This is a genomic window from Leclercia sp. (assembly GCF_036780805.1).
GTDB lineage: Bacteria > Pseudomonadota > Gammaproteobacteria > Enterobacterales > Enterobacteriaceae > Enterobacter.
Genome location: NZ_DAIQCE010000016.1, coordinates 1 through 23,927, shown reverse-complemented (window position 1 = coordinate 23,927; position 23,927 = coordinate 1). Strand labels below are relative to the sequence as shown.

General features: G+C 55.9%; 23 protein-coding genes. 10 read left to right on the top strand and 13 right to left on the bottom strand.

Translation table 11 applies throughout. The annotated features are described in order from the left end of the window. Nucleotides 1–14 precede the first annotated feature (14 nt). From V7Q49_RS21690 to V7Q49_RS21670, 5 genes are all read right to left on the bottom strand, one after another. Nucleotides 15–962 (bottom strand): carbamate kinase family protein, encoded by a 948-nt coding sequence (locus V7Q49_RS21690; RefSeq protein WP_333855084.1) that lies wholly within the window; start codon nt 960–962, stop codon nt 15–17. A 120-nt stretch (nt 963–1,082) separates the two neighbouring features. Beyond that, complete coding sequence (locus V7Q49_RS21685) at nt 1,083–2,627, bottom strand: xanthine permease (protein ID WP_333855082.1); 1,545 nt, start codon at nt 2,625–2,627, stop codon at nt 1,083–1,085. A gap of 11 nt (nt 2,628–2,638) precedes the next feature. Then, complete coding sequence (locus V7Q49_RS21680; protein ID WP_333855080.1) at nt 2,639–4,054, bottom strand: DUF1116 domain-containing protein; 1,416 nt, start codon at nt 4,052–4,054, stop codon at nt 2,639–2,641. After that, nucleotides 4,054–5,595: an acyl-CoA synthetase FdrA gene (gene fdrA / locus V7Q49_RS21675; protein ID WP_333855078.1), complete on the bottom strand. Its 1,542-nt coding sequence runs from the start codon at nt 5,593–5,595 to the stop codon at nt 4,054–4,056. The genes V7Q49_RS21680 and fdrA overlap by 1 nt, the downstream gene beginning before the upstream one ends. 105 nt (nt 5,596–5,700) lie before the next feature. Then, a complete protein-coding gene (locus tag V7Q49_RS21670) occupies nt 5,701–6,306 on the bottom strand; it encodes an ankyrin repeat domain-containing protein (protein WP_333855076.1) in 606 nt (201 codons plus the stop codon). Nucleotides 6,307–6,625: 319 nt separating this feature from the next. Between V7Q49_RS21670 and V7Q49_RS21665 the strand changes: the two genes are divergently transcribed. Further along, entirely contained in the window at nt 6,626–7,558 is a 933-nt protein-coding gene (locus V7Q49_RS21665) for a LysR substrate-binding domain-containing protein (protein WP_333855074.1), read from the top strand. On the opposite strand, the gene V7Q49_RS21660 is transcribed toward V7Q49_RS21665, so the two are convergent. Beyond that, nucleotides 7,555–7,713, bottom strand: a complete 159-nt coding sequence (locus V7Q49_RS21660; protein WP_333855073.1) for a YqaE/Pmp3 family membrane protein — start codon at nt 7,711–7,713, stop codon at nt 7,555–7,557. The genes V7Q49_RS21665 and V7Q49_RS21660 overlap by 4 nt on opposite strands. Before the next feature lie 222 nt (nt 7,714–7,935). Between V7Q49_RS21660 and V7Q49_RS21655 the strand changes: the two genes are divergently transcribed. Then, the gene (locus V7Q49_RS21655; protein WP_333855072.1) at nt 7,936–8,115 is read left to right on the top strand and encodes a hypothetical protein; all 180 of its coding nucleotides are present in this window, start codon (nt 7,936–7,938) and stop codon (nt 8,113–8,115) included. Between the two features lie 43 nt (nt 8,116–8,158). Here V7Q49_RS21655 and stpA read toward each other — a convergent pair whose 3' ends face one another. After that, nucleotides 8,159–8,563 (bottom strand): DNA-binding protein StpA, encoded by a 405-nt coding sequence (gene stpA, locus V7Q49_RS21650; protein WP_333855071.1) that lies wholly within the window; start codon nt 8,561–8,563, stop codon nt 8,159–8,161. 629 nt (nt 8,564–9,192) lie between these two features. On the opposite strand from stpA, the gene alaE reads away from it, so the two are divergent. Further along, nucleotides 9,193–9,642 carry an L-alanine exporter AlaE gene (gene alaE, locus V7Q49_RS21645; protein ID WP_333855070.1) on the top strand — a complete coding sequence of 150 codons (450 nt, stop codon included), beginning with the start codon at nt 9,193–9,195 and terminating at the stop codon, nt 9,640–9,642. Between the two features lie 32 nt (nt 9,643–9,674). On the opposite strand, the gene V7Q49_RS21640 is transcribed toward alaE, so the two are convergent. Then, nucleotides 9,675–10,019, bottom strand: a complete 345-nt coding sequence (locus V7Q49_RS21640; RefSeq protein ID WP_333855068.1) for a DUF2002 family protein — start codon at nt 10,017–10,019, stop codon at nt 9,675–9,677. Nucleotides 10,020–10,180: 161 nt separating this feature from the next. Here V7Q49_RS21640 and V7Q49_RS21635 point away from each other — a divergent pair, with 161 nt between their 5' ends. The 5 genes from V7Q49_RS21635 (at nt 10,181) to nrdF (ending at nt 14,488) form a co-directional block, all read left to right on the top strand. Beyond that, nucleotides 10,181–10,507 (top strand): DUF883 family protein, encoded by a 327-nt coding sequence (locus V7Q49_RS21635; RefSeq protein WP_333855066.1) that lies wholly within the window; start codon nt 10,181–10,183, stop codon nt 10,505–10,507. Nucleotides 10,508–10,734: 227 nt separating this feature from the next. Continuing rightward, entirely contained in the window at nt 10,735–10,995 is a 261-nt protein-coding gene (gene nrdH, locus V7Q49_RS21630) for a glutaredoxin-like protein NrdH (RefSeq protein WP_333855064.1), read from the top strand. Beyond that, on the top strand, nt 10,992–11,402 hold the full coding sequence (nrdI, locus tag V7Q49_RS21625; protein WP_333855062.1) for a class Ib ribonucleoside-diphosphate reductase assembly flavoprotein NrdI: 411 nt from the start codon (nt 10,992–10,994) through the stop codon (nt 11,400–11,402). The genes nrdH and nrdI overlap by 4 nt, the downstream gene beginning before the upstream one ends. Beyond that, nucleotides 11,375–13,519, top strand: coding sequence for a class 1b ribonucleoside-diphosphate reductase subunit alpha (gene nrdE, locus V7Q49_RS21620; protein ID WP_333855061.1), 2,145 nt, complete (start codon nt 11,375–11,377; stop codon nt 13,517–13,519). The genes nrdI and nrdE overlap by 28 nt, the downstream gene beginning before the upstream one ends. A gap of 9 nt (nt 13,520–13,528) precedes the next feature. After that, on the top strand, nt 13,529–14,488 hold the full coding sequence (gene nrdF / locus V7Q49_RS21615) for a class 1b ribonucleoside-diphosphate reductase subunit beta (protein ID WP_333855059.1): 960 nt from the start codon (nt 13,529–13,531) through the stop codon (nt 14,486–14,488). Between the two features lie 41 nt (nt 14,489–14,529). Here the strand turns inward: nrdF and V7Q49_RS21610 are convergent, their stop codons facing one another. Further along, nucleotides 14,530–15,399, bottom strand: coding sequence for an aldo/keto reductase (locus V7Q49_RS21610; RefSeq protein WP_333855057.1), 870 nt, complete (start codon nt 15,397–15,399; stop codon nt 14,530–14,532). A 253-nt stretch (nt 15,400–15,652) separates the two neighbouring features. Here V7Q49_RS21610 and V7Q49_RS21605 point away from each other — a divergent pair, with 253 nt between their 5' ends. Together V7Q49_RS21605 and V7Q49_RS21600 are read left to right on the top strand one after the other, a co-directional pair. Continuing rightward, complete coding sequence (locus tag V7Q49_RS21605) at nt 15,653–17,902, top strand: sensor domain-containing phosphodiesterase (protein WP_333855055.1); 2,250 nt, start codon at nt 15,653–15,655, stop codon at nt 17,900–17,902. A gap of 6 nt (nt 17,903–17,908) precedes the next feature. Further along, nucleotides 17,909–19,375 (top strand): GGDEF domain-containing protein, encoded by a 1,467-nt coding sequence (locus V7Q49_RS21600; protein WP_333855053.1) that lies wholly within the window; start codon nt 17,909–17,911, stop codon nt 19,373–19,375. Between the two features lie 109 nt (nt 19,376–19,484). Here V7Q49_RS21600 and cspE read toward each other — a convergent pair whose 3' ends face one another. The 4 genes from cspE to V7Q49_RS21580 form a co-directional block, all read right to left on the bottom strand. Beyond that, on the bottom strand, nt 19,485–19,697 hold the full coding sequence (cspE, locus tag V7Q49_RS21595) for a transcription antiterminator/RNA stability regulator CspE (protein WP_106994905.1): 213 nt from the start codon (nt 19,695–19,697) through the stop codon (nt 19,485–19,487). Between the two features lie 492 nt (nt 19,698–20,189). Next, complete coding sequence (gene fdhF, locus V7Q49_RS21590) at nt 20,190–22,337, bottom strand: formate dehydrogenase subunit alpha (protein ID WP_333855051.1); 2,148 nt, start codon at nt 22,335–22,337, stop codon at nt 20,190–20,192. Nucleotides 22,338–22,498: 161 nt separating this feature from the next. After that, nucleotides 22,499–23,518 carry a HoxN/HupN/NixA family nickel/cobalt transporter gene (locus tag V7Q49_RS21585; RefSeq protein ID WP_333855049.1) on the bottom strand — a complete coding sequence of 340 codons (1,020 nt, stop codon included), beginning with the start codon at nt 23,516–23,518 and terminating at the stop codon, nt 22,499–22,501. Nucleotides 23,519–23,532: 14 nt separating this feature from the next. Continuing rightward, on the bottom strand, nt 23,533–23,927 hold a 395-nt coding region (locus V7Q49_RS21580), incomplete at its 5' end, for a Kae1-like domain-containing protein (RefSeq protein ID WP_442913090.1).

The following is a 23,927-nucleotide window of genomic DNA, read 5'->3' as shown; positions in this document are numbered from 1 at the left end:
GAAGCCCACCGGGGTTAAGCCACAATATGGGTGCCGGTCTCGCCGCGCAGCGCCGCAGGCAGGCAGTCCGGCGAGGTGATAATCACCCGCTGGCCGCCGTGGTGCAGGAATTCCAGACTGGCGACGATTTTCGGCAGCATGCTGCCGGCCGGGAAGTGGCCCTCCTCCATGTAGCGCGTCATCTGCGCCACGTTCACCGTCTCCAGCGCCTGCTGGTTGGGCTTGCCGAAGTTAACGCACACCTTCTCGACGCCGGTGGTGATCACCAGCACGTTGGCGTAGATCTCGCGGGCCAGCAGCGCGGTGGAGAGATCTTTGTCGATCACCGCATCCACGCTCTGGTAGTCGCCCTGCTCGGTACGCACCACCGGAATGCCGCCGCCGCCCGCACCAATCACCACAAAGCCTTTTTGCGTCAGGGCCTTGATGGCATCGACTTCGACGATACGCACCGGCTGCGGCGAGGCCACCACCCGGCGGTATCCGCGGCCTGAATCCTCGACGAAATGCCAGTCGGGATGGGCGCGTTGCAGCTCATCCCGCTGGGCTTCACTGAAGAAGGCCCCAATGGGTTTAGTCGGATGGGCAAAGCCGGGGTCGTTTTTGTCGACTTCAACCTGAGTAACTACCGTCACCGCCTTCTGCTCGCCGCGCGCGGCCAGGCGGTTGTTGAGCGCCTGCTGGATCAGGTAGCCAATCCCGCCCTGGGTATCGGCCACGCAGTTCGCCAGCGGGGTGAGCGGCAGCCCTTCGCGCTCGTGGGCAATTTCCGCCCGGCGCAGATCCAGCCCCACCTGCGGACCGTTGCCGTGGGTGAGGACGATGTCATAGTCGGAGGCCAGCATCTCCAGCACCGATTCCGCGACCGCTTTTACCGCCTGCGCCTGGTGCTCAATCGACTGGCTGGCGTTATCTTTGATAATGCTGTTGCCGCCGATGGCGACGACCATGAGTTCTTTCATGTTGTTTCCTTTCGAAATGGTGCGGTCTGGTGCCCTCACCCCCACCCTCTCCCACAGGGAGAGGGGGTTCAGGTTCCCTCTCCCTGTGGGAGAGGGTTAGGGTGAGGGCATCAGGCATTATCAGGCTTCAGAAACAGGTGCCGCGGCGCTTGCCGCTTCCCGACTGTCCAGGTAGTGTTTCACCACAAACATGCCGCTCATCATCAGGTAGGCGGTGACGAAGGTCAGGGAGCTGCCCTCGGCGAAGCCCACCACCGGGGCGTGGATCACGCCGAAAAGGGCCAGCAGCGCCCCGACCGCGGCGGCGACCGCACCGCGCAGCGGTTTATTGATGATGGCGAAGATGGCGATACAGCCCCACAGCATGCTGGCGAGCGGTGCGCCGTTGCCGAGATGCATCAGCCCTTCGTAGTAAATCCCTTTGCTGTGCAGCACGTCGGTGCCGATTTTCGCCGCGTTGGTGCCCGCCGCCCCCATCACGCTGTTCATCATGGTCAGCGCCCAGTTGGCGATCCATGGGAACAGACAGATAAAGATGACGGGCACCTCCACTTTGGGCGTTTCCCTCACCACCTGGTTGGCGGTGACCACGCCGATAAACACCAGAATCGGCACGATGGCGGTCATCGGGATGATGGCGAGCATAAACGCTCCCAGCCCGAACAGCGGCACGATGAACATGGTCACGCCGGAGGCCAGCGTGTAGCCGATGCTGGCCCCCATCGCTTTCCAGCCCGCGTGGCCGACGTAGACCGTCACCGGGAACGGGTTGCCCATCAGGCAGCCGAGCATCGAGGCCAGACCGTTGGCCAGCATCACCTTGCGGGTCGGGTACTCATCCCCTGCCGCGTGGGCGCTTTCGATGTTCTCGAGGTCAAAGATGTAGTTCGCCAGCCCCAGCGGCACAGCGGACGCCAGATACGGCAGCGCGTGCGGCAGCCCCTGCATAAAGCTGTCGATATGCACTTCCGGCGGGTTAAAACCGAAGGAGGACATCGAGGCCTTGATCGCTTCCGGGCTTTGCAAACCGGAGATCCACGCCAGGGCGGTACCGGCGATCAGCAGCAGCAGACCGGTCGGAATGCGGGCGAAAATCGGCTTTTTGCCAAACCAGTTGATAAAGATCAGCAGCAGCACGATGAAGGAGACCGTCGGCGCTTCGAACGCCTGCAGCATCGGGTTCATCGCCAGCAGCAGCAGACCCAGACCGGAGAGGCACGACAGCAGCACGGTACGGGGGATCATCTTGCGGATGGTTTCGCCGAGGAAGGAACCGCCCGCGAGGATCATCGCCTCCACGAAGCACCACACCAGACCAATCTGGATGGCGAAATCCGCATCGCCGGTCTGCTGATAGACCGGCATCAGCACCAGAAAAGTCACGGTGAAGATCGACGGGGCGCTCGGCCCCGACGGCAGTGCGGTCACGTCGTTACGCCCGGTCTGGCGCGCCATCTGCAGGCCGAACCACGCGTAGCAGACGCTCGCCACCAGCACCGCCAGCCCGAAGGCCGGCGCAATACGTCCATAAACAATCTCTTTCGGGATGCCGACGACAAAAATGAGCAGCCCCATCATGGTCAGCAGGTTCGTCAGGTTGTTGGTCATTAACCCGAAGTACGCCGCCCAGTCACCTCTTTTCCACTCCAGTTTCATGCTTTTCATGGATGCTTACCTTACAGGAAGTAGCGATTGCGGAAGGTTAACAGCGCCTTTTCAAAACAGCTAAACGGCGGGTGGACAATGCCCGCCCCAATCATGCCGATCCCTGCGTCCTTGTGGGCAATGGCGGTGTTGATCACCGGCAGAATGCCGCTGCCCGCGACTTTGGTGATATCGATGGCGGTCGGAATGCCCATAAACGACAGCAGCGGAATGGTGACGTTCGGGTTTTCACCGAGGGTGATCTCGCGCATCTGCCGCGAGAAGTCGATGGCTTCTTCCACCGTGCCGCCCACCAGGGCGACAATCGCCGGGGCCGTCGCCATCGCAAAGCCGCCGATGCCGTAGGTTTCAGTGATCGCGCTGTCGCCGATATCCAGCCCGGAGTCTTCCGGTTTGTAGCCCGCAAACATCGGGCCAATCACCTGCTGCGCCGGGCCGGTGAACCACTGCCCCGGCAGGCCGGAGACGCGCAAGCCAAACTCGTAGCCGTTGCGCGCCATGGTGGTGACCACGGTGCTGTACTCGATACCGTGGGCGGCATCCAGCGCGGCTTTGCACATTGCCATCCACGTCGGGCCGGAGAAGTAATCGCTGCTGGCGACAAATTCGAACACCTGGCGCTGCTGCTCTACCGGATAACCGGCCTGGATCAGCCCCGGCGTCAGGGCCTGGATCAGCAGCGTGGTGCCGGCGTTGTTGCGGTTGTGGCACTCGTCGCCCATGTGCAGGGCCTGGGCCAGCATCAGGCGCAGGTCGATTTCGCCGATGATGTTCATGGCGTCGCGCAGCATCGGGCCGAGCACGTCACGCATCCAGTTCAGGCGGTCGATCACGCTCTGGTCGTTGGCCCCCATGCGCAGGATCTTCGCCATCTGCTCGCTGAGGTTGGTGAAGGCGCGATTGCCGTAGGTTTTGTTCTCGACGATGTGCATAAACATCGACGCCGAGGTGACGCCCGCCATCGAGCCCACGCAGTCGTGCTCGTGGCACGGCGAGAAGGTAATGTCGCCAGAAGCCGCCAGCCGCGCCGCGTCCTCCAGATCCGTCGCCAGCCCTTCAAACACCAGCGCCCCGGTGACCGCGCCTTTCATCGCTCCGCACATGTTTTCCCAGGCCACCGGCGGACCGGCGTGGAGGATGGTGGTGCGGGTCATGCCCGGCACGACGTTGATCGCCTGATCGAAGCCCACCAGCACCGGGTGGGACTGGATAATGCGCTCCAGGGCAATCTTGTTGGCGGCAGCAATTTTCTCCGCCAGCGGTTTATCCGCCAGCTGATCCAGGGCTTCCACCACCTGCATATTGCCCTGCCCCGGCGGGGTCCAGTCGAGATGGGTAACCGGGACGTGCTGCTTTTTCAGGTCGTCGCTAAACAGGGCGATGCCGACGTTAATGACGTTCAGCGGCTGGTTAAATAAGGTAGTCATCAGGCTTTCTCCCCTTTGCAGACAAATTCACGTGCCAGTAATCCGGTATTGGTACTGCTGCTGGCCCAGATCACGCCCGCATCGGTCAGGAGCTGGCACTGCTGGGTCAGGGACGGGGTATCCTGGTCGGTGCCGAGCACGTAGCCGAGGATCTCCAGCGGACGGTTATCGGCACGGGCGATCGCCTGCGCCTCTTTGATCGCGTCGATCATCACCCCCACCGGATCTTCGTGCGATCCGAAGCCGAGGACAAAGTCCATGACGATCACCCCCACCTCCGGATCGCGGGCCTCCTGCAGCAGGCGGCTGATGCGGTTGGTCGGGTCGATCATCGGGTGCGGTTTGCCGTTGGTGAAGTCGTCGTCACCAAAGTCGAGGAAGGTGTGGGCCTGGCTGAGGTTGATATCCGCCAGACGTTTGGTCGGATCCGGCTGAATGTTGCTGAAGACGTTGTCGTACTTTTCCAGCGCGGCGAACATCGCTTCGTCGCACAGGGTGCCGCCGCAGAACAGGCCACGAATGTACTTCTGCTGCGGAGTCAGGCGGGCGCGCACCTCTTCAATCAATGGCCAGTTGAGCGGATGCAGATCGAGAGATTCTTTCTTGATGCCGGTCAGCAGCACCGCTTTCAGCGCTGCCTCTTTGGTGCCGCGGGCAAACTGCAGGCCCTCTTCATCGGCCGGTGGCTGGTTACGACCGAGGAAGCAGACGACCACCGGTTTACGGCAGGCGCGGGCGCGGGCCAGCACTTTCTCGGCCACCGCAGGCGCAGGGGGTTTGGAGATGAGCGCGATGACCTGGGTGGCGTCGTCCGCCTCCAGCATGGCGATGGCGTCGAGCATCATCAGCCCGCCGATTTTTTCACTCAGATCGCGACCGCCGGTGCCAATCAGCTGGGAGATCCCGCCGCCGAACTCGTGGATGCGCGCGCTCAGCTCCTGGCTGCCGGTGCCGGACGCGCCGACGATGCCAATCGGCCCGCGACGCACCGCGTTGGCAAAGCACAGCCCTGCCCCGTTAATAATGGCGGTGCCGCAGTCCGGCCCCATCATCAGCAGTCCTTTCTCGTGGGCCAGCTGCTTGAGCGCCAGCTCGTCGTCGAGGGAGACGTTATCGGAGAACAGCATCACGTTGAGGTCGTTCTCCAGGGCCTGGCGCGCTTCGCGGGCGGCAAAGGTGCCGTTGACCGAGATCACCGCCAGGTTTGCGTCCGGGCGATGGGTTTTGGCGCTGGCGAGGGTGGCGTAACGCGCTTCGTGGCTGCCGCTACTCTCTTTGCGGGTGAACAGGGCTTCGATGGCGGCCAGGGTTTCATCGTTGGCGGCCTCGCCTTTAATGACGATCATCAGGTCGCCGTTTTTGGCGTCCGCTAATTCCGGCGTCAGCAGGCCGAGATTTTTTAATACGCCTTTATTCATTTCGGTGGCCATGGCGACAAAGGCCTGCTCCACGCCGGGTAATTTATTGGCTTTGGTGGAAACCGACATCAGCGAAACAGAATCAAAATAAGTATTCTTTTTTATAACGATTTTGGTGGGCATAACGTCCTCCTGGATGCGGGCAAAAGGGGGCCACATCACGCCCGCAGGCATGATGGAAAAGGCTGTTTTTATTTCAGGCCAGCGCGAAACGGCTGGCCGGGGGTATTACGCGCCGGCGGCGATCAGCAGATCGGCGATCTCGCTGACGCCTTTTTCCCGCGCCAGTTCGAGGGGGGATTTGCCGTATTTGTCGGTCATGTGCGGGTTGGCGCCGTGGTCGAGCAGCAGCTTCACGATCGCCTGCTGGCGGGCACCGCCGTCATTGAGGACGATGGCTTCCAGCAGCGGCGTCCAGCCCACGAAGTTGGTGTGGTTGACGTTGATGTCGGTGTGGGCCAGCAGCGCCTGCACCACTTCCAGATGGCCTTTCTCGCTGGCCGGGGTGATCCCCACGCCGCCGAAGCGGGTCAGCCTGTCGAGATCCGGGTTGGCCGGCAGCACCAGGCGCAGCAGGGTGAGATCGTTGGTCAGGCAGCTGATGAGGAACGGGTTAAAACAGGTCTGATCCTGCTGGTCGATATTGGCCCCGGCGGCAATCAGTAACTCGACGCAGGGATAATGTTTATTCAGGCTGGCAATAATAATGGCGGTTCTTTTCTGCCGGTTGGTGGCGTTAATATCCACCCCTTTTTCCAGACAGGCTTTTAATGCGTCGGCATTGCCCTGTTCGGCGGCTAGCAGAAATTCAGTAACGAGCTCATTGCTGGACATATCCACACTCCTGGTTTTCCTTTCTGATGGACTGAGCATAGCAACGGCCTGGTCAGAAAAGAATCCGCTTAAAAATGATTCATCGACAGCCAATTCATTGTTGAGGTAAATTCAACAGTGGAGTCAAAATGTGCGTCTGTGCAACCTTTTCCTTATGTTTTACCGCTTTTTAAGCCCTTAAATTGCATTCTGCTTATGTTTACGCAGGCCTTGTGCCGCGCGGCTCGCAGCAAATTAGCAGAACTGTGACCGGCGTCAAATGCGTTGTAACCACTTTGTTAAAATATGTTCAAAACTGATGGGTGCCGGGAGCCATAATATGAATTCCATCTTTACCGAAGAGAACCTGCTGGCCTTCACCACCGCGGCGCGTTTTGGCAGCTTCAGCAAGGCCGCCACCGAGCTGGGGGTGACCACCTCGGCCATCAGCTACACCATCAAACGGATGGAGACCGGCCTCGACGTGGTACTGTTTGTGCGTAACACCCGCAGCATCGAGCTGACCGAATCGGGGTTCTACTTCTACCGTAAGGCGATAGATCTGCTGAATGACTTCCACGCCATCAAGCGCGGGATCGACACTATCTCGCAGGGGATTGAGACCCGGGTGCGGATCTGCATCAACCAGCTGCTCTACACTCCGCGCCACACCGCCCGCCTGTTGCAGGTGCTGAAAAAGCAGTTCCCCACCTGCCAGATCACGGTGACCACCGAGGTGTACAACGGCGTCTGGGATTCGATCATCAATAACCAGGCGAATATCGCCATTGGTGCCCCGGACACCCTGCTCGACGGCGGCGGGATTGATTACACCGAGATTGGCGCGATCCGCTGGGTGTTTGCCATCGCCCCGGAACACCCGCTGGCGCTGGCTCCGGAGCCGCTGGCCGAGAGCCAGCTGCGGCTGTACCCCAACATCATGGTCGAAGACACGGCGCACACCATCAATAAAAAAGTGGGCTGGCTGCTGCACGGCCAGGAGGCGATCCTGGTCCCGGATTTTAATACCAAGTGCCAGTGTCAGATCCTCGGCGAAGGAATTGGATTTTTACCGGAGCATATGGCGAGAGAGGCGGTGGAGGCCGGGCTGCTGGTGACGCGGCGCATTAACAATCCGCGTCAGGATTCGCGCATGCTGCTCGCCACGCAGCATGCGGCGACCGGCCAGGTCACCCGCTGGATCAAACAGCAGTTTGCTCCCCAGGGGGTGCTGACCGGGATCTACAGTGATTTACTGTGGCGGGAGGGTTAGCTGCGGCTCTGCACCCAGAACGCGTGAATAAGGCCGGGGATATAGCCCAGCAGCGTCAGGATGATGTTGAGGATAAACGCCCAGCCGAACCCTTTGCCAATCAGCACGCCAAGCGGGGGGAGCAGGATAGTAATTACGATACGCCAGAAACCCATAAATTCTCCATACAAGCAGTCAGGTCATTGTTAAAAAAGGAAATTTACCTTTAAGCGTAGCGAGTTTACGCCCGGCTGCCAGCGTTCGCGTGGAGTTTTACCCTCTTTTACCCTCTTTACACAGGTTGAGGCTGGAAATTCAGGAGTAATCCGCGCGGGGCGCTGTACCCGGGCCTGCGCCTGGGCTAATGTTAGGGTCGAAACAATGATGAGGAGATAAGTATGTTTTCTGTAGGCGATTATGTACAACCGCGCATGGGCGGTCCAAAACTCAAAGTGATCGAAGTGCATGAAGATCAGATTGTGGCGGTGCAGGCGAGTAACGAGCAGGGGGAGAAATTTACCCTGAAAGCCGCGGACGTGGCGCTGTATAAAGAAGAGGGTGATTTTGGGGTCTGCTAAGCAGAAGCTACCGGGCGGTGTTATTCCGCCCGATATGCACAGATTAAATCAGGAAATCATCCAGTGATTTACCTTCTGCCAGTGCCAGAACAATAGGCTTCGGCGTACGACCCTGACCGGTCCAGGTTTTTTCCTGACCGTCGACATCGGTAAAGCGATATTTTGCCGCACGCGCCTGGCGTTTTTTCGGCTGCGCCGGGGCGTTCAGCAGATCGGAACCCAGCAGATCTTCCGGTGAAATACCATCGGCTTTCATCTTCTCCAGCAGGGCGTTAATTTTCTCACTCTGCTCGGCGCGCTGCTGTGCGACTTCAGCCTGCTCATTACGTTTTTCTTCCGTGACGATGCGCAGCTTTTCGAGCATATCTTCCAGCACGTCCAGCGAGAATTCACGCGCGGTGGCGCGCAGAGTACGAATATTATTAAGATTCTGTAGCAGCGAAGTCATATTAAATGAAAACCTTTTCAAGTCGGTAAAATAAACAATAGCGGCCATGGTAATTCATTTGTTTATGAACATCCAGACAACAGCGCACGAAAATATAATTTATCACAAATTAAACGAAACTAAGAAAATATAAAGCGCAGTGCTTCTCTTTTTGTATGATTTATCCTGATTAATACTTTAATGATTATTTCATTTCTGAACGTTTCCGCAGGAATTGAGAGGTGATGCCCCCCTTCAGAGATAGCGAATTTTCATTCACTTTTACCGCATAAAACGAAAATGGGCTTTTTAGCGTTTCACGCTAAACAAACTCAAACTAACGAGATAACCAGCAAGCAAAGCGCGAATTTTTAGCCCCTGGAGACAGCCCATGCCAGGCGCTGAAAAATAAAAATGCAACGCATTGTTTATAAAAGATAAAAACCAAGACCGAAGAGAAAATGCCGCCGCGCTGGCAAAACCGATTCGTTTAGAGAATTTTAGGGACAAAACGCCATTAAATAAAAATTTATCGCTAATTGTAGGTTTCAATGCAGAGAGATACGCTATACACGAAAAATAAAGCAAACTAAAGCACTAACCCAACCCGCTTTAGCCTCTCTGTTACACGACCTTCAAGGAGTCAGGACATGTTCTCTCGGCAGTCTCGCCTGCGTCACGCGGTAGCGGATACCTTTGCTATGGTGGTCTACTGTTCGGTGGTGAACATGCTGATTGAAATATTCCTCTCCGGAATGAGCTTCGAGCAGTCGCTTTCCTCCCGCCTGGTGGCCGTCCCGGTGAATATCCTTATTGCATGGCCATACGGTTTCTATCGCGATGCGGTGATGCGTGTTGCCCGCCGCTATTTCCCTACCGGCTGGATGAAAAACCTGGCCGACGTGGTGGCCTATGTCACCTTCCAGTCACCGGTGTACGTCGCAATCCTGTTAACGGTGGGCGCTGACTGGCATCAGATCGCCGCGGCGGTCAGTTCCAATATCGTGGTGTCGATGATGATGGGTGCGGTGTACGGCTATTTCCTCGATTACTGCCGACGTCTGTTCAAAGTCAGCCAGTATCATCAGGTCAAAGCGTAAAGTACGGCGACTGGCGAAAGCCAGTCGCGTCGTTATTGCGAGTCGCCAAACAGGCCTTTCAGAAAGCGTTCCAGCGCCATGCGGGAACTGAAGCCATGCGGAATACCATAATGTTCCTGGTTATTGCCCCCTAAATAGAGCGGGAACTGCTGATAATGGTCGCTGGTTTTGATCTCTGAAGCAGGCTCCGCAAAGGAAAGACTTCTCTCTTTCAGCGTCGGGTGAATGATCAGCGCGGTGCGCCCCATACGGGCTTCGCGGTTCACATAAACATAATTATCGCCACGACGGTACCCGTATGCTCTTGGGGTTACCACATCCACGGTAAATCCCGCTTTTTCAAGTTCGCGCGCAACCTCATCGGGTCGTAAATACATATTCTTTCCTCGTTATCATTTCCTGCCGGGCAACCTTACCGTATTGAGCAATAGCAGGGCTTTCAGAAAAATCCATAAACGGCCTGATAAGCCGTGACCGGCTTCAGATATTAAAAAGGTGGTCTAAACTCTTAATTACCGCAAATACAAGGGAGAAGCATATGTTTAACCGTTCGAACCGAAACGATGTTGACGACGATGTTCAGGATATCCATAACGATGTCAGGAAATTAGCGGATTCGCTTGAAAGCGTGTTGAAATCCTGGGGATCGGATGCGAAGGACGACGCGGATGACGCCAGACGTAAGGCCAAATCGCTGCTGCGTGAAACTCGCGCACGTCTGCAGGGTCGCTCGACCGGCAAGCAGGCCGCCTGTGATGCGATGGGCTGCGCCAGCACCTTTATCCGTGAACGTCCGGTGTGTGCGGTAGGTACCGTCGCCGCGGTGGGGATCTTTATCGGCGCGCTGCTCGCCCTGCGCAAATAACCCTCAATCCGGCTTTCGTCCTTCTGACCCCCATGCCCTGCGGTGTGGGGGTTTTTCTTTTTTCAGGCCTGCGTGCGCCCTCTCCCGCTGAACGCATCACCGGCAGTCGATCTATCGAATTTTCCCATATCTTGTATGGTTGAAACTTACGACAACTACATCTAGTATTCCCTTTAGCAAGACAGACTCCTGGTGACGCACTACGTGGCGTCGGAATCCTATTCTAGATGGAAATACGAATCATGCGCATTATTATTTACACTCGAAACGACTGTGTGCAGTGCCATGCCACCAAACGCGCGATGGAGAGCCGCGGCCTGGCCTTCGAGCTGGTGAACGTTGACCTGGTTGCCGATGCAGCAGAGACGCTTCGCGCCGAGGGATTTCGCCAGCTGCCGGTGGTGATTGCCGGAGAAACGCGCTGGTCGGGCTTCCGCCCCGATCTGATTAACCGTCTGCCCCAGCCTGCGCAGGCCGCCCGGGCATGAGCCTGCTCGTTTACTTCTCCAGCAGCTCGGAGAACACGCACCGCTTTATCGCGCGCGTCGGGCTGCCCGCCGTGCGGATCCCGCTGAACGAGCGGGAGCGGATCCAGGTAGACGAGCCCTTTATTCTGGTGGTGCCCAGCTACGGCGGCGGCGGAACGGCCGGAGCGGTACCGCGACAGGCGATCCGCTTTCTCAACGATCCGCATAACCGGCAGCTTATCCGCGGGGTGATTGCCGCCGGCAACCGTAATTTCGGCGAGGCGTTTGGCCGCGCCGGGGATGTCATCTCACAAAAATGCGGCGTGCCGTTCCTCTATCGCTTCGAGCTGATGGGAACCCGGCAGGACGTCGACAACGTGCGTAAAGGAGTGAACGAATTTTGGCAACGACAACCGCAGAGCGCGTGATGCAGAGATCGACCGATTTCCATGCGCTGAACGCCATGCTGAACCTGTACGATCGGGACGGGAAGATCCAGTTCAGCAAAGATCATGAGGCGGTGGACGCCTTTTTTAACGCCCACGTCTACTCCAACAGCATGACCTTTGCCAGCCCGCAGGCGCGTCTCGATTACCTGGTCAGCGAGAGTTACTACGATCCGAAGATTCTGTCACGCTTCGACAGCAACTTCGTATTGAGCCTGTTTGCTCATGCTCACGCCAGCGGTTTTCGTTTCCAGACCTTCCTTGGCGCATGGAAGTTTTACACCAGCTACACGCTCAAAACCTTCGACGGCAGGCAGTACCTCGAGCACTTCGAGGATCGGGTGGTGATGGTGGCCCTGACCCTCGCTCAGGGGGATGAAACCCTCGCCCGCCAGCTCACCGACGAGATGCTCGCCGGACGCTTCCAGCCCGCCACGCCCACCTTCCTCAACTGCGGCAAGGCCCAGCGCGGGGAGCTGGTCTCCTGCTTCCTGCTGCGCATTGAGGACAATATGGAGTCGATTGGCCGCGCCGTGAACTCGGCGCTGCAGCTCTCCAAACGCGGCGGCGGCGTGGCGTTTTTACTCTCGAACCTGCGGGAAGCGGGCGCGCCGATCAAGCGCATTGAGAACCAGTCCTCCGGAGTGATCCCGGTGATGAAAATGCTGGAAGATGCCTTCTCCTACGCCAACCAGCTGGGGGCGCGTCAGGGAGCCGGGGCGGTCTATCTCCACGCCCATCACCCGGATATCCTGCGTTTTCTCGATACCAAACGGGAAAACGCCGACGAAAAAATTCGCATCAAAACCCTGTCGCTGGGGGTGGTGATCCCGGATGTCACCTTCCGGCTGGCGAAGGAGAACGCCGACATGGCGCTGTTCTCGCCCTATGACGTGGAGCGCATCTACGGCAAGCCGTTCGGCGACGTGGCGGTGAGCGAGCTATACGACGCGCTGGTGGCGGACTCGCGGATCCGTAAGACCTACATTAACGCCCGCGACTTCTTCCAGCGGCTGGCGGAGATCCAGTTTGAGTCCGGCTATCCGTACATCATGTACGAAGACACGGTTAACCGCGCCAACCCGATTGCCGGGCGAATCAACATGAGCAACCTGTGCTCGGAGATTTTGCAGGTCAACAGCGCCTCAACCTATGACGAGGATCTGGATTACACCCGGGTCGGGCACGATATCTCCTGCAACCTGGGCTCACTGAACATTGCCCACACCATGGACTCCCCTGACTTTGGCCGCACCGTTGAAACCGCGGTGCGCGGCCTGTCGGCGGTGTCGGACATGAGCCACATCCGCAGCGTGCCGTCGGTGGAGGCCGGGAATGCCGCCTCGCACGCCATCGGCCTCGGGCAGATGAACCTGCACGGCTATCTGGCGCGGGAGGGGATTGCCTACGGCAGCCCGGAGGGGCTGGATTTCACCAACTTCTATTTCTACACCATCACCTGGCACGCCCTGAACACCTCGATGAAGCTGGCCCGTGAAAAGGGGCAGCGTTTCGCGGGCTTTGAACAGTCGCGCTACGCCAGCGGGGAATATTTCAGTCAGTATCTGGAAAACGACTGGCAGCCAAAAACGGAGAAGGTGCGCGCCCTGTTTGCCCGGGCAGGCGTAACCCTGCCGACGCGGGAGATGTGGCAGCAGCTGCGGGACAACGTGATGCAGTACGGCATTTACAACCAGAACCTGCAGGCGGTGCCGCCCACCGGGTCGATCTCGTATATCAACCATGCGACCTCGAGCATTCACCCTATCGTCTCGAAAATTGAGATCCGCAAAGAGGGCAAAACCGGGCGCGTTTACTACCCTGCCCCCTTTATGACTAACGAGAACCTGGCCCTGTATCAGGACGCCTACGAGATTGGCCCGGAAAAGATTATCGATACCTATGCCGAGGCGACCCGGCACGTCGACCAGGGGCTGTCGCTGACGCTGTTCTTCCCGGATACCGCCACCACTCGCGACATCAACAAAGCGCAGATTTACGCGTGGAAGAAAGGGATCAAGACCCTGTACTACATTCGCCTGCGCCAGCTTGCGCTGGAAGGCACCGAAACAGAAGGCTGCGTGTCCTGCGCACTGTAAGGAGAGAAGATGAAACTGTCACGGGTTCACGCCGTTAACTGGAACAAGATTGAAGATGATAAGGATCTGGAGGTGTGGAACCGCCTGACCAGCAATTTCTGGCTGCCGGAAAAGGTGCCCCTGTCGAATGACGTGCAGGCCTGGGCCACCCTGAGCCACGCCGAGCAGCAGCTCACCATTCGCGTCTTTACCGGCCTGACGCTGCTCGACACGGTGCAGAACACGGTGGGCGCGCCGGCTCTGATCGCCGATGCGCTGACGCCCCACGAAGAGGCGGTGATGTCGAACATCAGCTTTATGGAGGCGGTGCATGCCCGCTCCTACAGCTCGATCTTCTCCACGCTCTGTACCACCCAGGACGTGGATGCCGCCTACCGCTGGAGCGAAGAGAGCGACGCTCTGCAGCGCAAGGCCCAGCGGGTGCTGGAACACTACCGCGCCGACGAGCCGCTGAAGAAGAAGATCGCCAGCGTGTTTCTGGAGTCGTTCCTGTTCTACTCCGGCTTCTGGCTGCCGATGTACTGGTCGAGCCGGGGCAAGCTGACCAATACCGCGGATCTGATCCGGCTGATCATCCGCGACGAGGCGGTACACGGGTACTACATTGGCTATAAGTACCAGAAAGGGCTGGAGAAAGTGAGCGAGGCGGAGCGCGAGGCGTTGCAAGGCTTTGCGCTGGATCTGCTGATGGACCTGTATGACAACGAGCTGGCCTACACCGAGGAGCTGTACGCCGGCACCGGCTGGGAAGAGGATGTGAAGGCCTTCCTCTGCTACAACGCCAACAAGGCGCTGATGAACCTCGGCTACGAGGCGCTGTTCCCGCCTGAGATGGCGGAGGTAAACCCGGCGATCCTCGCCGCGCTGTCACCCAACGCCGACGAAAACCACGACTTCTTCTCGGGGTCGGGATCGTCGTACGTGATGGGTAAAGCGGTCGAGACCGAAGATGAGGACTGGAATTTCTGAGGATTTCACCCCGGCAAGGGGTGAAATCGTGGCGTAGCGGCTCAGTCGTGAAGCGTGACGCCCAGGCAGTGACGCACATAATCCGGGTTAAAATGCTTCACGGACTCCCCGACGTAACCCAGATCGAGGGAGCCGATCTGCGCCATTTCGCTCTCCGTCAGGGAGAAATCCCAGATGGCAAAATTCTCTTCAATCCGATGCTGATGGGTGGATTTTGGAATAACCGTTACGCCGCGCTGCACGTTCCAGCGCAGCACCACCTGCGCAATGGTTTTGTTATGGGCGTCGGCAATGCCTTGCAGCATCGCATTTTCATACGGCTTGTGTCGTCCACCGCCTAACGGTGCCCAGGCTTCAGGCTGCACGTTGTAATAGCGCATGGTTTCCAGCGCGGCCGGTTGGGCAAAGTAAGGATGCAGCTCTACCTGATTGACCATCGGCCTGATTCGGACGGTTTCACAGAAGTTGGCTAAGACATGGGCATAAAAATTGGACACGCCAATCGCTTTCAGTTTACCGGCATCATATGCCTCTTCCATCGCCCGCCACGCGCTGAAATAGTCCCGCATGGCCTGATGCAGCAGGTAGAGATCAAAATATTCCAGCCCCGATTTTTCTAACGACGCCTCGATCCCCGCTTTGGCCATCTCGTAGCTGGCCATGTCCTGCACCCACAGTTTTGAGGTGATGAACAGTTCATCGCGGGTACACAGCCCCTCGGCAATGGCTTGCCGAACGGCGTCGCCCACGGCATCTTCATTGCCATAGACCGCAGCGGTATCGATCAGAAGATAGCCTGCCCGAATGGCACTCAACACGGACTGCTTACACTCTTCTTTGTCGGTGACCTGAAAAACACCAAAACCGGCCATCGGCATTTTCAGGCTATTGCTTAATTCTGCATATTCCACGGTTGAACTCCTCTGCGCTGTCAGACAGGCATTTTAAAATAAAACGGCGGCGGCAATTAAGAGGCAGAACCTGACAGGAGTTATGAAAACCATTCATGAATTGCCAGTCTTAACACCGGGAAATTGAGTGTGATCATGTTCACACTAATCAATTTAAGTTAAGATTTAACATGCATAATATTTACATGTTATCAAGCCGGAAAGGATGCCTGCACATTGCTTTATGGTAACGCTACTCTGTGACGAGCATTTCATGACCATTACTGAATCGATAAAGTCTTATTATAATTTACACAAAAGCAGCAAAATTCTTCACACAGTGATTACATTTATTACTGTACTTGTTTTTCTGCCTGTCTTGCGAGAGCTTTCTCCACGCGTTGCAATTGACCATACCATTATTTACGTGGCGTATTTGCCTATCAGCCTTTTTATCGCGCTGGTCGGTATTTATGGTGCCAGCGTCTTGCCCGCATTAACGCTGGCTACCTGGTTGTCACTGCAGCATGAATTGACGCTTAATATCACCCAAACCTGGGCGGTGACGCTCAGCCTGATGATCCCGCTGGCGATTGCCCAGTTTATTTTACATAAAAGACTGGGGCGCTATGCCAGAATAGATATCACCAGGAGCACAGGAATTTTTGTCCGGCTGTGGTGTTTCGGATTTATTTATCCCATTCTCGCCCAGGCGGCAATGTATATTGTTGGCGCGCTAACCCTCATCCCCGATGATTTTCAGTATTACTTTTCAGCCAGTGAAATTCGCCTGTTGATCCTGAATTTGCAAAGTCTGATGATGCCCGCAGTGGTCTTTAGCTCCGGTTTATATTACTTATTAAGATTCCTGACTTCGTGGCATTACGCCCGGAAATTCTGCACCAGGAATATCCTCGAAGCCAGCAACCGCAATACCTTATTTGCCTGGATGATCGTAACCAGCGCGCTTATTTTTACCTATACCAATGTCAGCCAGTACCCGGTTATCTCCAGTTACGCCATTCCGCTGGTGTTTCTGGCCTTTGTGTATGGGGTGATTAATTTTAGTGCGGCCTTTATCTCGCTGGTATGGCCGTTTGCCATTTTTATACTCATCACCGGTAACCCGCAGTTTATTAAAACTGTCGAGAAACAGCAGCTTTTAACCTGTTTCTCCGCCTTTTTTATCGTGTTCACTATCGCCAATGCCTATCTCGCCACGATGAAAAGAAATCTGAAGCAGGCAAACGTAAAAATAACCGCCGCTGCCCGCCGGGAGCCGCTGACCATGCTGCCGAACCTGCTGCTGTTGAATAAAGATCTTCAGCAACTGACCCATCCGGCGATGCTCTGTTACGTAAAAATATTCTCTGCCGATAACCTTGATAAGCATCTTGGCTTTACCTTCCGCGTTAATGCCAAAGTCGCCGTTTATTATTTACTGAAAAAATTCCTGCCGGGAAACTACAGCGTCTATTCCGTGCCTTATGGCGATTTGTTGATTGTTCTGCCGGAGAAGAGTGGCCGTAACATCATGCAGGCGCTGTTGAAGAAGCTTAATCAGGCAAAAACTTATGCCAGGATTAGCGACGTGGAGGTCGCGTTCGGTCTGTCGTGGGTGGCCTACAACACGCAGGCTGATTTAAGCAAGTCTATCTCCGAGCTGGATTATCTGGCGACCACCAAAGGCCTGGATAAAATTAGCGCGCTTGATAAAAACCAACATTTCATTGAGCAACATATGACGCTGGATATCGCGTTGTTGCAAAAGCTTAAGCATGCCCTGCTCCGCAATGACATTGTGCTGTATGCGCAAAAAATAGAACGCAGAAACAGTGACGAACAATATTATGAGATCCTCTGCAGGATGAAACTCGACGGCGAGATCGTTACGCCTGATAAATTTATACCAACGATTACGGAGTTTGGCCTGTGCGGACTGCTCGACTTCAAGGTACTGGAAGCCTTTATCGATTTTTATCATGAAAATTTAGATAAGTGCCAGGACATTCGTTTTTCACTCAATATCACCCCGGAAACCCTGGCAGATGAACACACGGCTGAAAGGATCATTTTCATGTTTGAGAAGAAGAATAAAAAACCCGACAACATTGTCTTTGAAGTCACCGAAGAACAGCTGTTTTTAAATGAAAGAAACGTACTCAATAACATTAAATCCTTACGTCATTACGGCTTTGACATTGCTATTGATGATTTTGGTACCGGGTATGCGAACTATGAAAGGCTGAAAAATCTTGATGCCGATATCGTTAAAATTGACGGGATGTTCATTAAAGAAATTACGAGTAACAGAGTGGATCAGCTGATTGTAAAATCAATTATTGATATCGCCCGGGCAAAAGGCATGTCTATCGTTGCTGAGTATGTGGAGACGCAGGCGCATCAGGAGCTGTTATCGCAGCTTGGCGTGGATTATCTTCAGGGATATTACATAGCGAAACCGCAGCCGCTGGAAGGCATTATGAAAGAAAAATCAGCTTCCATTCACGCTTATACGGGGTAAAGGATAATGTTTCGCTTTTCCAGAAAGAAAATCGCCAGCAAAGTCTATGCTATCGCCGCAGCCGTCTGCGTAATATTTTTGGCGATCATGATGACGTTTATTTACCTCCATCAAAAAAATGAAGCCATCAAGCTGACCAACGAGGTGCGCGCCAGACTGCTGAACATTTTTGATGAAAATGAAAATATCGCCGATGCGATAACCACCAAATACACCACTTCCCTGCAACACGGCAGGTGCGAAATCCCGGCGCTGGCCCAGGAAAATGACGAATGGCACTGGCAGAAATTCAACGACGCCGCCGCAGATCAGGGCAGCCTGTTTTTATACCAGCCGCCCGATTTGGCTGAGCGATGCCTAGTCTCGTCGGCACTTTTTGTGCGGCAGAACATTGCTAAAAGCGATCTTTCCACCAAAGAGGGTTTTCGCTATATCATCAGCATGCGGCAAAAAATGTTCTATTTTTTCAGCAGGATCACGTCAGACACATTTTCTATTGAAGATTCGAAGATGTTCAACGAACTGCCTTTTTATATTCCCAGTATGCCGGATTATTATAAGCGCAAGCTGACCCATAACCTGACGCAAAAGGGCACGGTCGCCACCCCCATTTATCATGATTTGATCACCCGAACCGACGCCTACAGCGTGGTGAGTTTTATCTACGATCTGAACAGTAGCACCGAGCCGGTCGCCTACCTGCTTTACGATCACAATCTTGAAGAGCTGCACGGCCTCGCGAAAACCTTAGCCCGCCAGAATAAATGGGTGAAGATCACGCTGCATGAGACGGACAGTCCGAACATATTGTGCATTTTTGGCTGCGATATTACCCACTCTTTCCAGGCTAACGTTGAATCAGGGCTGTCATCGCAGTTTAAGGTGATCACCCATATCAACATTTTTGCCTCTATTTTTCACAGCCTGATGTTCAAGCTGCTTATACCGATTACGCTGCTTCTGTTTATGCTGGTGGTGAAACTGACTTCACGCTATCTGACCAGCGTGGCGCGCCATACCTTAATCGACCACTTAACGGGTCTGTACAGCCGTAAAATCGAAGCTGAGCTCACCCACTCCACGCTTGAAAGCAGCTTTTTTGCCCTGGTGGATTGTAATAAGTTCAAAACAGTTAATGACATGCATGGTCATGCGGTAGGCGACAGGGTGCTGCAAATGGTCGCCGACGTGATTAAACATACGCTCCGCAGAGACGATATTGCCATTCGTTACGGCGGTGACGAGTTTCTGATCATTATCAAAACCGAACAGAAAAGCTCTGCGCAGCGGGTGATGGAAAGGATCGCGGAAGAGATTGCCCGGCGGTCAATTGTGGTGAATGGCAAAGTGATAACCAGCACTATTTCATACGGTGTCAGCAAATTTAGCCAGGATCTAAAAACCAGTATCCTGTTGGCTGATAAAGAGATGTATAAAATGAAAAAGCAGCAGGCACAGACGCCGGCTAAGTAACAAAATAAAAAACCCGCTCATGGCGGGTTTATTTTATTATCAGCAGAAATTAACTGCTCAGGCTATTACCTTCATCGCTATCGTAATAACTACTGATAATTAACGCAGATTACAGGACTGTGACGTTTCCGGCAGCAGGACCTTTAGCGCCATTTTCAATGGTGAAGGAGACCTTCTGGCCTTCTTCCAGCGTTTTGAAGCTGTCGCTCTGGATAGCAGAGAAATGTACGAAGACATCTTTGCTGCCGTCATCAGGGGTGATAAAGCCAAAACCTTTATCTGCGTTAAACCATTTTACTAAACCAGTCATTTTATTAGACATAGATAATTCCTTAATTATGAGCCACTTAAGCGCGGCGATGATGGCCTGTATTGAGAGAGTGACTTACCTGGCACTTAGGAGAAGACTCACGAAGAAGGGTATCTGTGGATAACACTTGAACTGAGGACTGCTTTACTAAAACTGCTTTCGTAAGGTCTGTTTTCCAAACCGATGGCGCTATTAAGACATACAAAAATAAACGACGCAATGTTTATATTATTTATTTTACCCATGTAAACACCCGGATGGCTGAATGGCTACCCTCTACTTCCATTTAAATTTTTAGCTTTTTCAATCGAAGGAATATATTCCAGATTAAAGAATGAGATGCTTCTGTTTTTTAATTTAAGTAACACGCAAAAAAAGCAGCCCCTGAGGGCTGCTGAGTAGGATAACGCTCGCATTTATGCCGGGTGGCGCTGCGCTTACCCGGTCTACAGAATCGTAGGCCCGTGCAAGCAAAGCGCCGCCGGGCGGCCATTCTGGGCTGCTTTACCCTTTTGCCAGCTCCCTCAGGTGCTTTTTCAGCTTGTGATACTCATCAATCACATACTGTTCAGCCCTCTGCTGGTCGGCAATCGGCTCCACGCGCACGGCGCAATACTTATACTCCGGCGTTTTGGTAATCGGGCTCAGGTTCTCCGTCACCAACTCGTTACAGGCACCAATCCACCACTGGTAGGTCATATACACCGCACCAATATTCGGGCGATCGCTCACCTGGGCGCGGGTAATAACTTTGCCTTTGCGTGAGGTGACCCACACCAGGGCTTCGTCCTCAATACCGAGGCGCTTCGCGTCGGCGGTATTGATCTGGGCATAGCCCGGTTCATCCGCCAGCGCGGCCAGCGCCGCACAGTTACCGGTCATCGAGCGGCACGAGTAGTGGCCGACTTCACGCACCGTCGACAGCACCAGCGGGTACTCTTCGGTGAGCTTGTCGATTGGCGCTACCCAGTCGCAGGTATAGAGCTGCCCCAGCCCGTTCGGGGTGGAGAACGCTTTCTCGAACAGGTAATCCGTCCCCTGATCGGCCTCTGACTCGTCGCGGCACGGCCACTGGATATAGCCCAGCTCGCCCATCTTCTCGTAGGTGGCACCGAAGAAATCCGGGCACAGATGACGCAGTTCATCCCAGATCTGCTGGGTGTTGTCATAGTGCATCGGATAACCCATCCGGGTGGCGATCTCGCTGATGATCTGCCAGTCGGTTTTGAGATCCCACTTCGGCTCTACCGCTTTGAAGAAGCGCTGGAAACCACGGTCGGCGGCGGTGTAAACCCCTTCGTGCTCACCCCAGGAGGTGGACGGCAGGATCACATCGGCGGCGGCCGCGGTCTTGGTCATAAAGATATCCTGCACAATGACCAGCTCCAGCTCCTCAAAGGCCTTACGCACCGCAGACAGCTCGGCGTCGGTCTGGAGTGGATCTTCCCCCATGATGTACGCGGCACGCACTTCGCCGTGCGCGACCCGGTGAGGCAGCTCGCTGATGCGATAGCCGGTATGGGCTGGCAGCGCGTCCACGCCCCAGGCTTTGGCGAACTTCGCCCGGTTTTCCGGGTTGTTGATGTACTGATAGCCCGGATAGGTATCCGGCAGCGCACCCATGTCGCACGCGCCCTGGACGTTGTTCTGGCCGCGCACCGGGTTAACCCCCGCGTACGGCTTGCCGAGGTTGCCGGTCAGCAGCGCCAGGCTGGTCAGGGAACGGACGGTTTCCACGCCCTGGTAGAACTGGGTCACGCCCATGCCCCACAGAATGGCCGCGTTTTCCGCTGCGGCATACATCCGGGCCGCCTGGCGGATCTCCTGGGCAGTCACCCCGGTGATCGCTTCGACGGACTCCGGCGTATAGCCTTCGACAATTTTGCGATACTCTTCGAAGCCTTCGGTACGCGCCGCCACAAAGGCGCGGTCGTACAACTGCTCTTCGATAATCACGTGCCCCATCGCGTTAAGCAGCGCGATGTTGGAGCCGTTTTTCAATGCGATGTGCATATCGGCGATGCGCGCGGTTTCAATTTTGCGCGGATCGCAGACGATAATCTTCGCCCCTTTGCGTTTGGCTTTGATCACCCGGTTCGCCACGATAGGGTGCGAATCCGCCGGGTTATAGCCGAAAATAAAGACCATATCGGCATTCTCGATGCCAACAATGGAGTTACTCATTGCGCCGTTACCGACCGACTGGTGCAGACCTGCAACCGATGGGCCGTGTCAGACGCGCGCGCAGCAGTCGACGTTGTTAGTGCCGACTGCCGCGCGGGCAAATTTTTGCATGATGTAGTTGGTTTCGTTCCCGGTGCCGCGCGATGACCCGGTGGTCATGATCGCATCCGGGCCGTGTGCGGCTTTGATCGCGTTGAGCTTAGTGGCAACGTAATCCAGCGCTTCGTCCCAGGAGACGGCTTCCAGCTTGCCGCCGCGCTCGCGACGGATCATCGGTGATTTCAGGCGCGGGGTCAGGATCTGCGTATCGTTGATAAAATCCCAGCCGTAGTAGCCTTTCAGGCAGAGATCGCCCTGATTGGTCTTACCCTGTGCCGCTTCAGCCTTGACGACTTTGCCGTTATCGACCACCAGGTTGATTTTGCAACCCGATGCGCAATAGGGGCAAACCGTGACGACTTTCTTCATCGGTAGTTACTCCGTTAGTAATATGTCCTCAGCGGTATGCATTAAGTGTGCCAGCCTGCAATTTGGAGTTAAGCGTTTGAAATAGTGGAAAAATACGGGAGAGGGTTTGCGGGGAACCCGCCGTTCGTCATAAATGTCATGACGAACGGACAGCGATGACGTTAGCGTACGACCAGCGCGTCGTAGCCTTTGAAGCGGTAGTTGATCAGAGAGGCGATCCAGCAGAGGATAAACAGCCCCACCACGATAAACCCGGCGTTGCCGAGGTTGTCATTTAGGGCGGCCACGCCGTTCCACAGCCCACCCGTCAGGCCAAACTTATCGGCCAGCAGGCCCAGCGCTTCCAGCCCGCCGATAAACAGCGCCACTACGACCGAGGTGCCGGTGATGGTCATGTTGTAGTAGAGCTTGCGCTGCGGCTTGTTGAAGGCCCAGCCGTAGGCACCCACCATGATCAGGTTGTCGAGGGTGTCGATCAGCGCCATGCCGCTGGTGAACAGCAGCGGAAAGACCATGATCGCCCACACCGACATGCCGCTGGAGGCCCCGGCCGCGGAGATGCCCAGCACCCCGATCTCGGTGGCGGTATCAAAGCCGAGGCCAAACAGGAAGCCCACCAGATACATATGCCAGCTGCGGGTCACCAGGCGGAACGCCGAGCGGAACAGCCAGTTCATCACCCCGCCGCGGGCAAAGGAGACCTCTTCCGGCACCTTCTCGCCGCGCTTCATTTTGTTAAAGCTGCCCCAGACGTCGCGCAGGATCGCCAGGTTCACCAGCGCCATCGCCAGCAGGAAAAAGGCCGACACCGCCGTGCCGATGGTGCCGCCGGTCTCGTGGAACCACTCCATGTTGCGGCTGAAGGCGGTCGCGGTCGCGGCGATGGCAATCGAGGCCAGCACCACGATGCTGGAGTGGCCCAGCGAGAACCAGGCCCCGACGCCGCACGGACGTTTGCCCTGCTGCATCATCTTGCGGGTGACGTTATCAATGGCGGCGATGTGGTCGGCATCCACCGCGTGACGCAGGCCGTAGCACCACGCCAGCAGGCTGGCCGCCATCAGCGACGGGGTGTTGTGAAACAGGTAAAACGCGGTTCCCCAGGCGAGTATATTGGTGGCGATCAAGGCCAGCATCAGCGCCATGGCTTTGGGGTGGTTATTGAAGTATTTGATAAACATCCTGATATCCCGATTTAAGAAAGAGACGCGGCGGCAATCACCGCCTGCCCAAATGCAATCGCGCCGTCTCCGGCGGGCAGCCGCCCGGGAAACAGCACGGTAAAATCGTCCAGCCAGAACTGCAGGCGTTCCCGCAGGAGCCGGTTATGCATCACTCCACCGCTGCAAACGACAGTGTCGAGGTTGCGCATCCTGGCGTGCAGCGCCGCCAGCGTCGCCAGGCCGTGGGCCAGCGCGTCGTGAAATGCCCACGCCCGCGCCTCAGCCGGTGCCTGCCAGCCCAGCCACTGCTGCCAGAAGGTGACCATATCCAGCTCGCCGTCGCGTACCGGCAAGGTGACCGGATGGCTGACCGGCCCGCCGCGCAGCGCCAGGGCCTCCAGCCGACAGGCGGCCTCCCCCTCGTAGC

What these genes read in the sequence shown, in the direction of transcription:
- V7Q49_RS21605 (WP_333855055.1), top strand. Translation starts at nt 15,653, where the DNA reads ATGACCATTACTGAATCGATAAAGTCTTATTATAATTTACACAAAAGC.
- V7Q49_RS21685 (WP_333855082.1), bottom strand. Translation starts at nt 2,627, where the DNA reads ATGAAAAGCATGAAACTGGAGTGGAAAAGAGGTGACTGGGCGGCGTAC.
- cspE (WP_106994905.1), bottom strand. Translation starts at nt 19,697, where the DNA reads ATGTCTAATAAAATGACTGGTTTAGTAAAATGGTTTAACGCAGATAAA.
- nrdF (WP_333855059.1), top strand. Translation starts at nt 13,529, where the DNA reads ATGAAACTGTCACGGGTTCACGCCGTTAACTGGAACAAGATTGAAGAT.
- V7Q49_RS21680 (WP_333855080.1), bottom strand. Translation starts at nt 4,054, where the DNA reads ATGACTACCTTATTTAACCAGCCGCTGAACGTCATTAACGTCGGCATC.
- V7Q49_RS21640 (WP_333855068.1), bottom strand. Translation starts at nt 10,019, where the DNA reads ATGTATTTACGACCCGATGAGGTTGCGCGCGAACTTGAAAAAGCGGGA.
- V7Q49_RS21585 (WP_333855049.1), bottom strand. Translation starts at nt 23,518, where the DNA reads ATGTTTATCAAATACTTCAATAACCACCCCAAAGCCATGGCGCTGATG.
- V7Q49_RS21635 (WP_333855066.1), top strand. Translation starts at nt 10,181, where the DNA reads ATGTTTAACCGTTCGAACCGAAACGATGTTGACGACGATGTTCAGGAT.
- stpA (WP_333855071.1), bottom strand. Translation starts at nt 8,563, where the DNA reads ATGACTTCGCTGCTACAGAATCTTAATAATATTCGTACTCTGCGCGCC.
- nrdH (WP_333855064.1), top strand. Translation starts at nt 10,735, where the DNA reads ATGGAAATACGAATCATGCGCATTATTATTTACACTCGAAACGACTGT.
- V7Q49_RS21690 (WP_333855084.1), bottom strand. Translation starts at nt 962, where the DNA reads ATGAAAGAACTCATGGTCGTCGCCATCGGCGGCAACAGCATTATCAAA.
- alaE (WP_333855070.1), top strand. Translation starts at nt 9,193, where the DNA reads ATGTTCTCTCGGCAGTCTCGCCTGCGTCACGCGGTAGCGGATACCTTT.
- fdrA (WP_333855078.1), bottom strand. Translation starts at nt 5,595, where the DNA reads ATGCCCACCAAAATCGTTATAAAAAAGAATACTTATTTTGATTCTGTT.
- V7Q49_RS21600 (WP_333855053.1), top strand. Translation starts at nt 17,909, where the DNA reads ATGTTTCGCTTTTCCAGAAAGAAAATCGCCAGCAAAGTCTATGCTATC.
- V7Q49_RS21660 (WP_333855073.1), bottom strand. Translation starts at nt 7,713, where the DNA reads ATGGGTTTCTGGCGTATCGTAATTACTATCCTGCTCCCCCCGCTTGGC.
- V7Q49_RS21665 (WP_333855074.1), top strand. Translation starts at nt 6,626, where the DNA reads ATGAATTCCATCTTTACCGAAGAGAACCTGCTGGCCTTCACCACCGCG.
- V7Q49_RS21655 (WP_333855072.1), top strand. Translation starts at nt 7,936, where the DNA reads ATGTTTTCTGTAGGCGATTATGTACAACCGCGCATGGGCGGTCCAAAA.
- V7Q49_RS21670 (WP_333855076.1), bottom strand. Translation starts at nt 6,306, where the DNA reads ATGTCCAGCAATGAGCTCGTTACTGAATTTCTGCTAGCCGCCGAACAG.
- nrdI (WP_333855062.1), top strand. Translation starts at nt 10,992, where the DNA reads ATGAGCCTGCTCGTTTACTTCTCCAGCAGCTCGGAGAACACGCACCGC.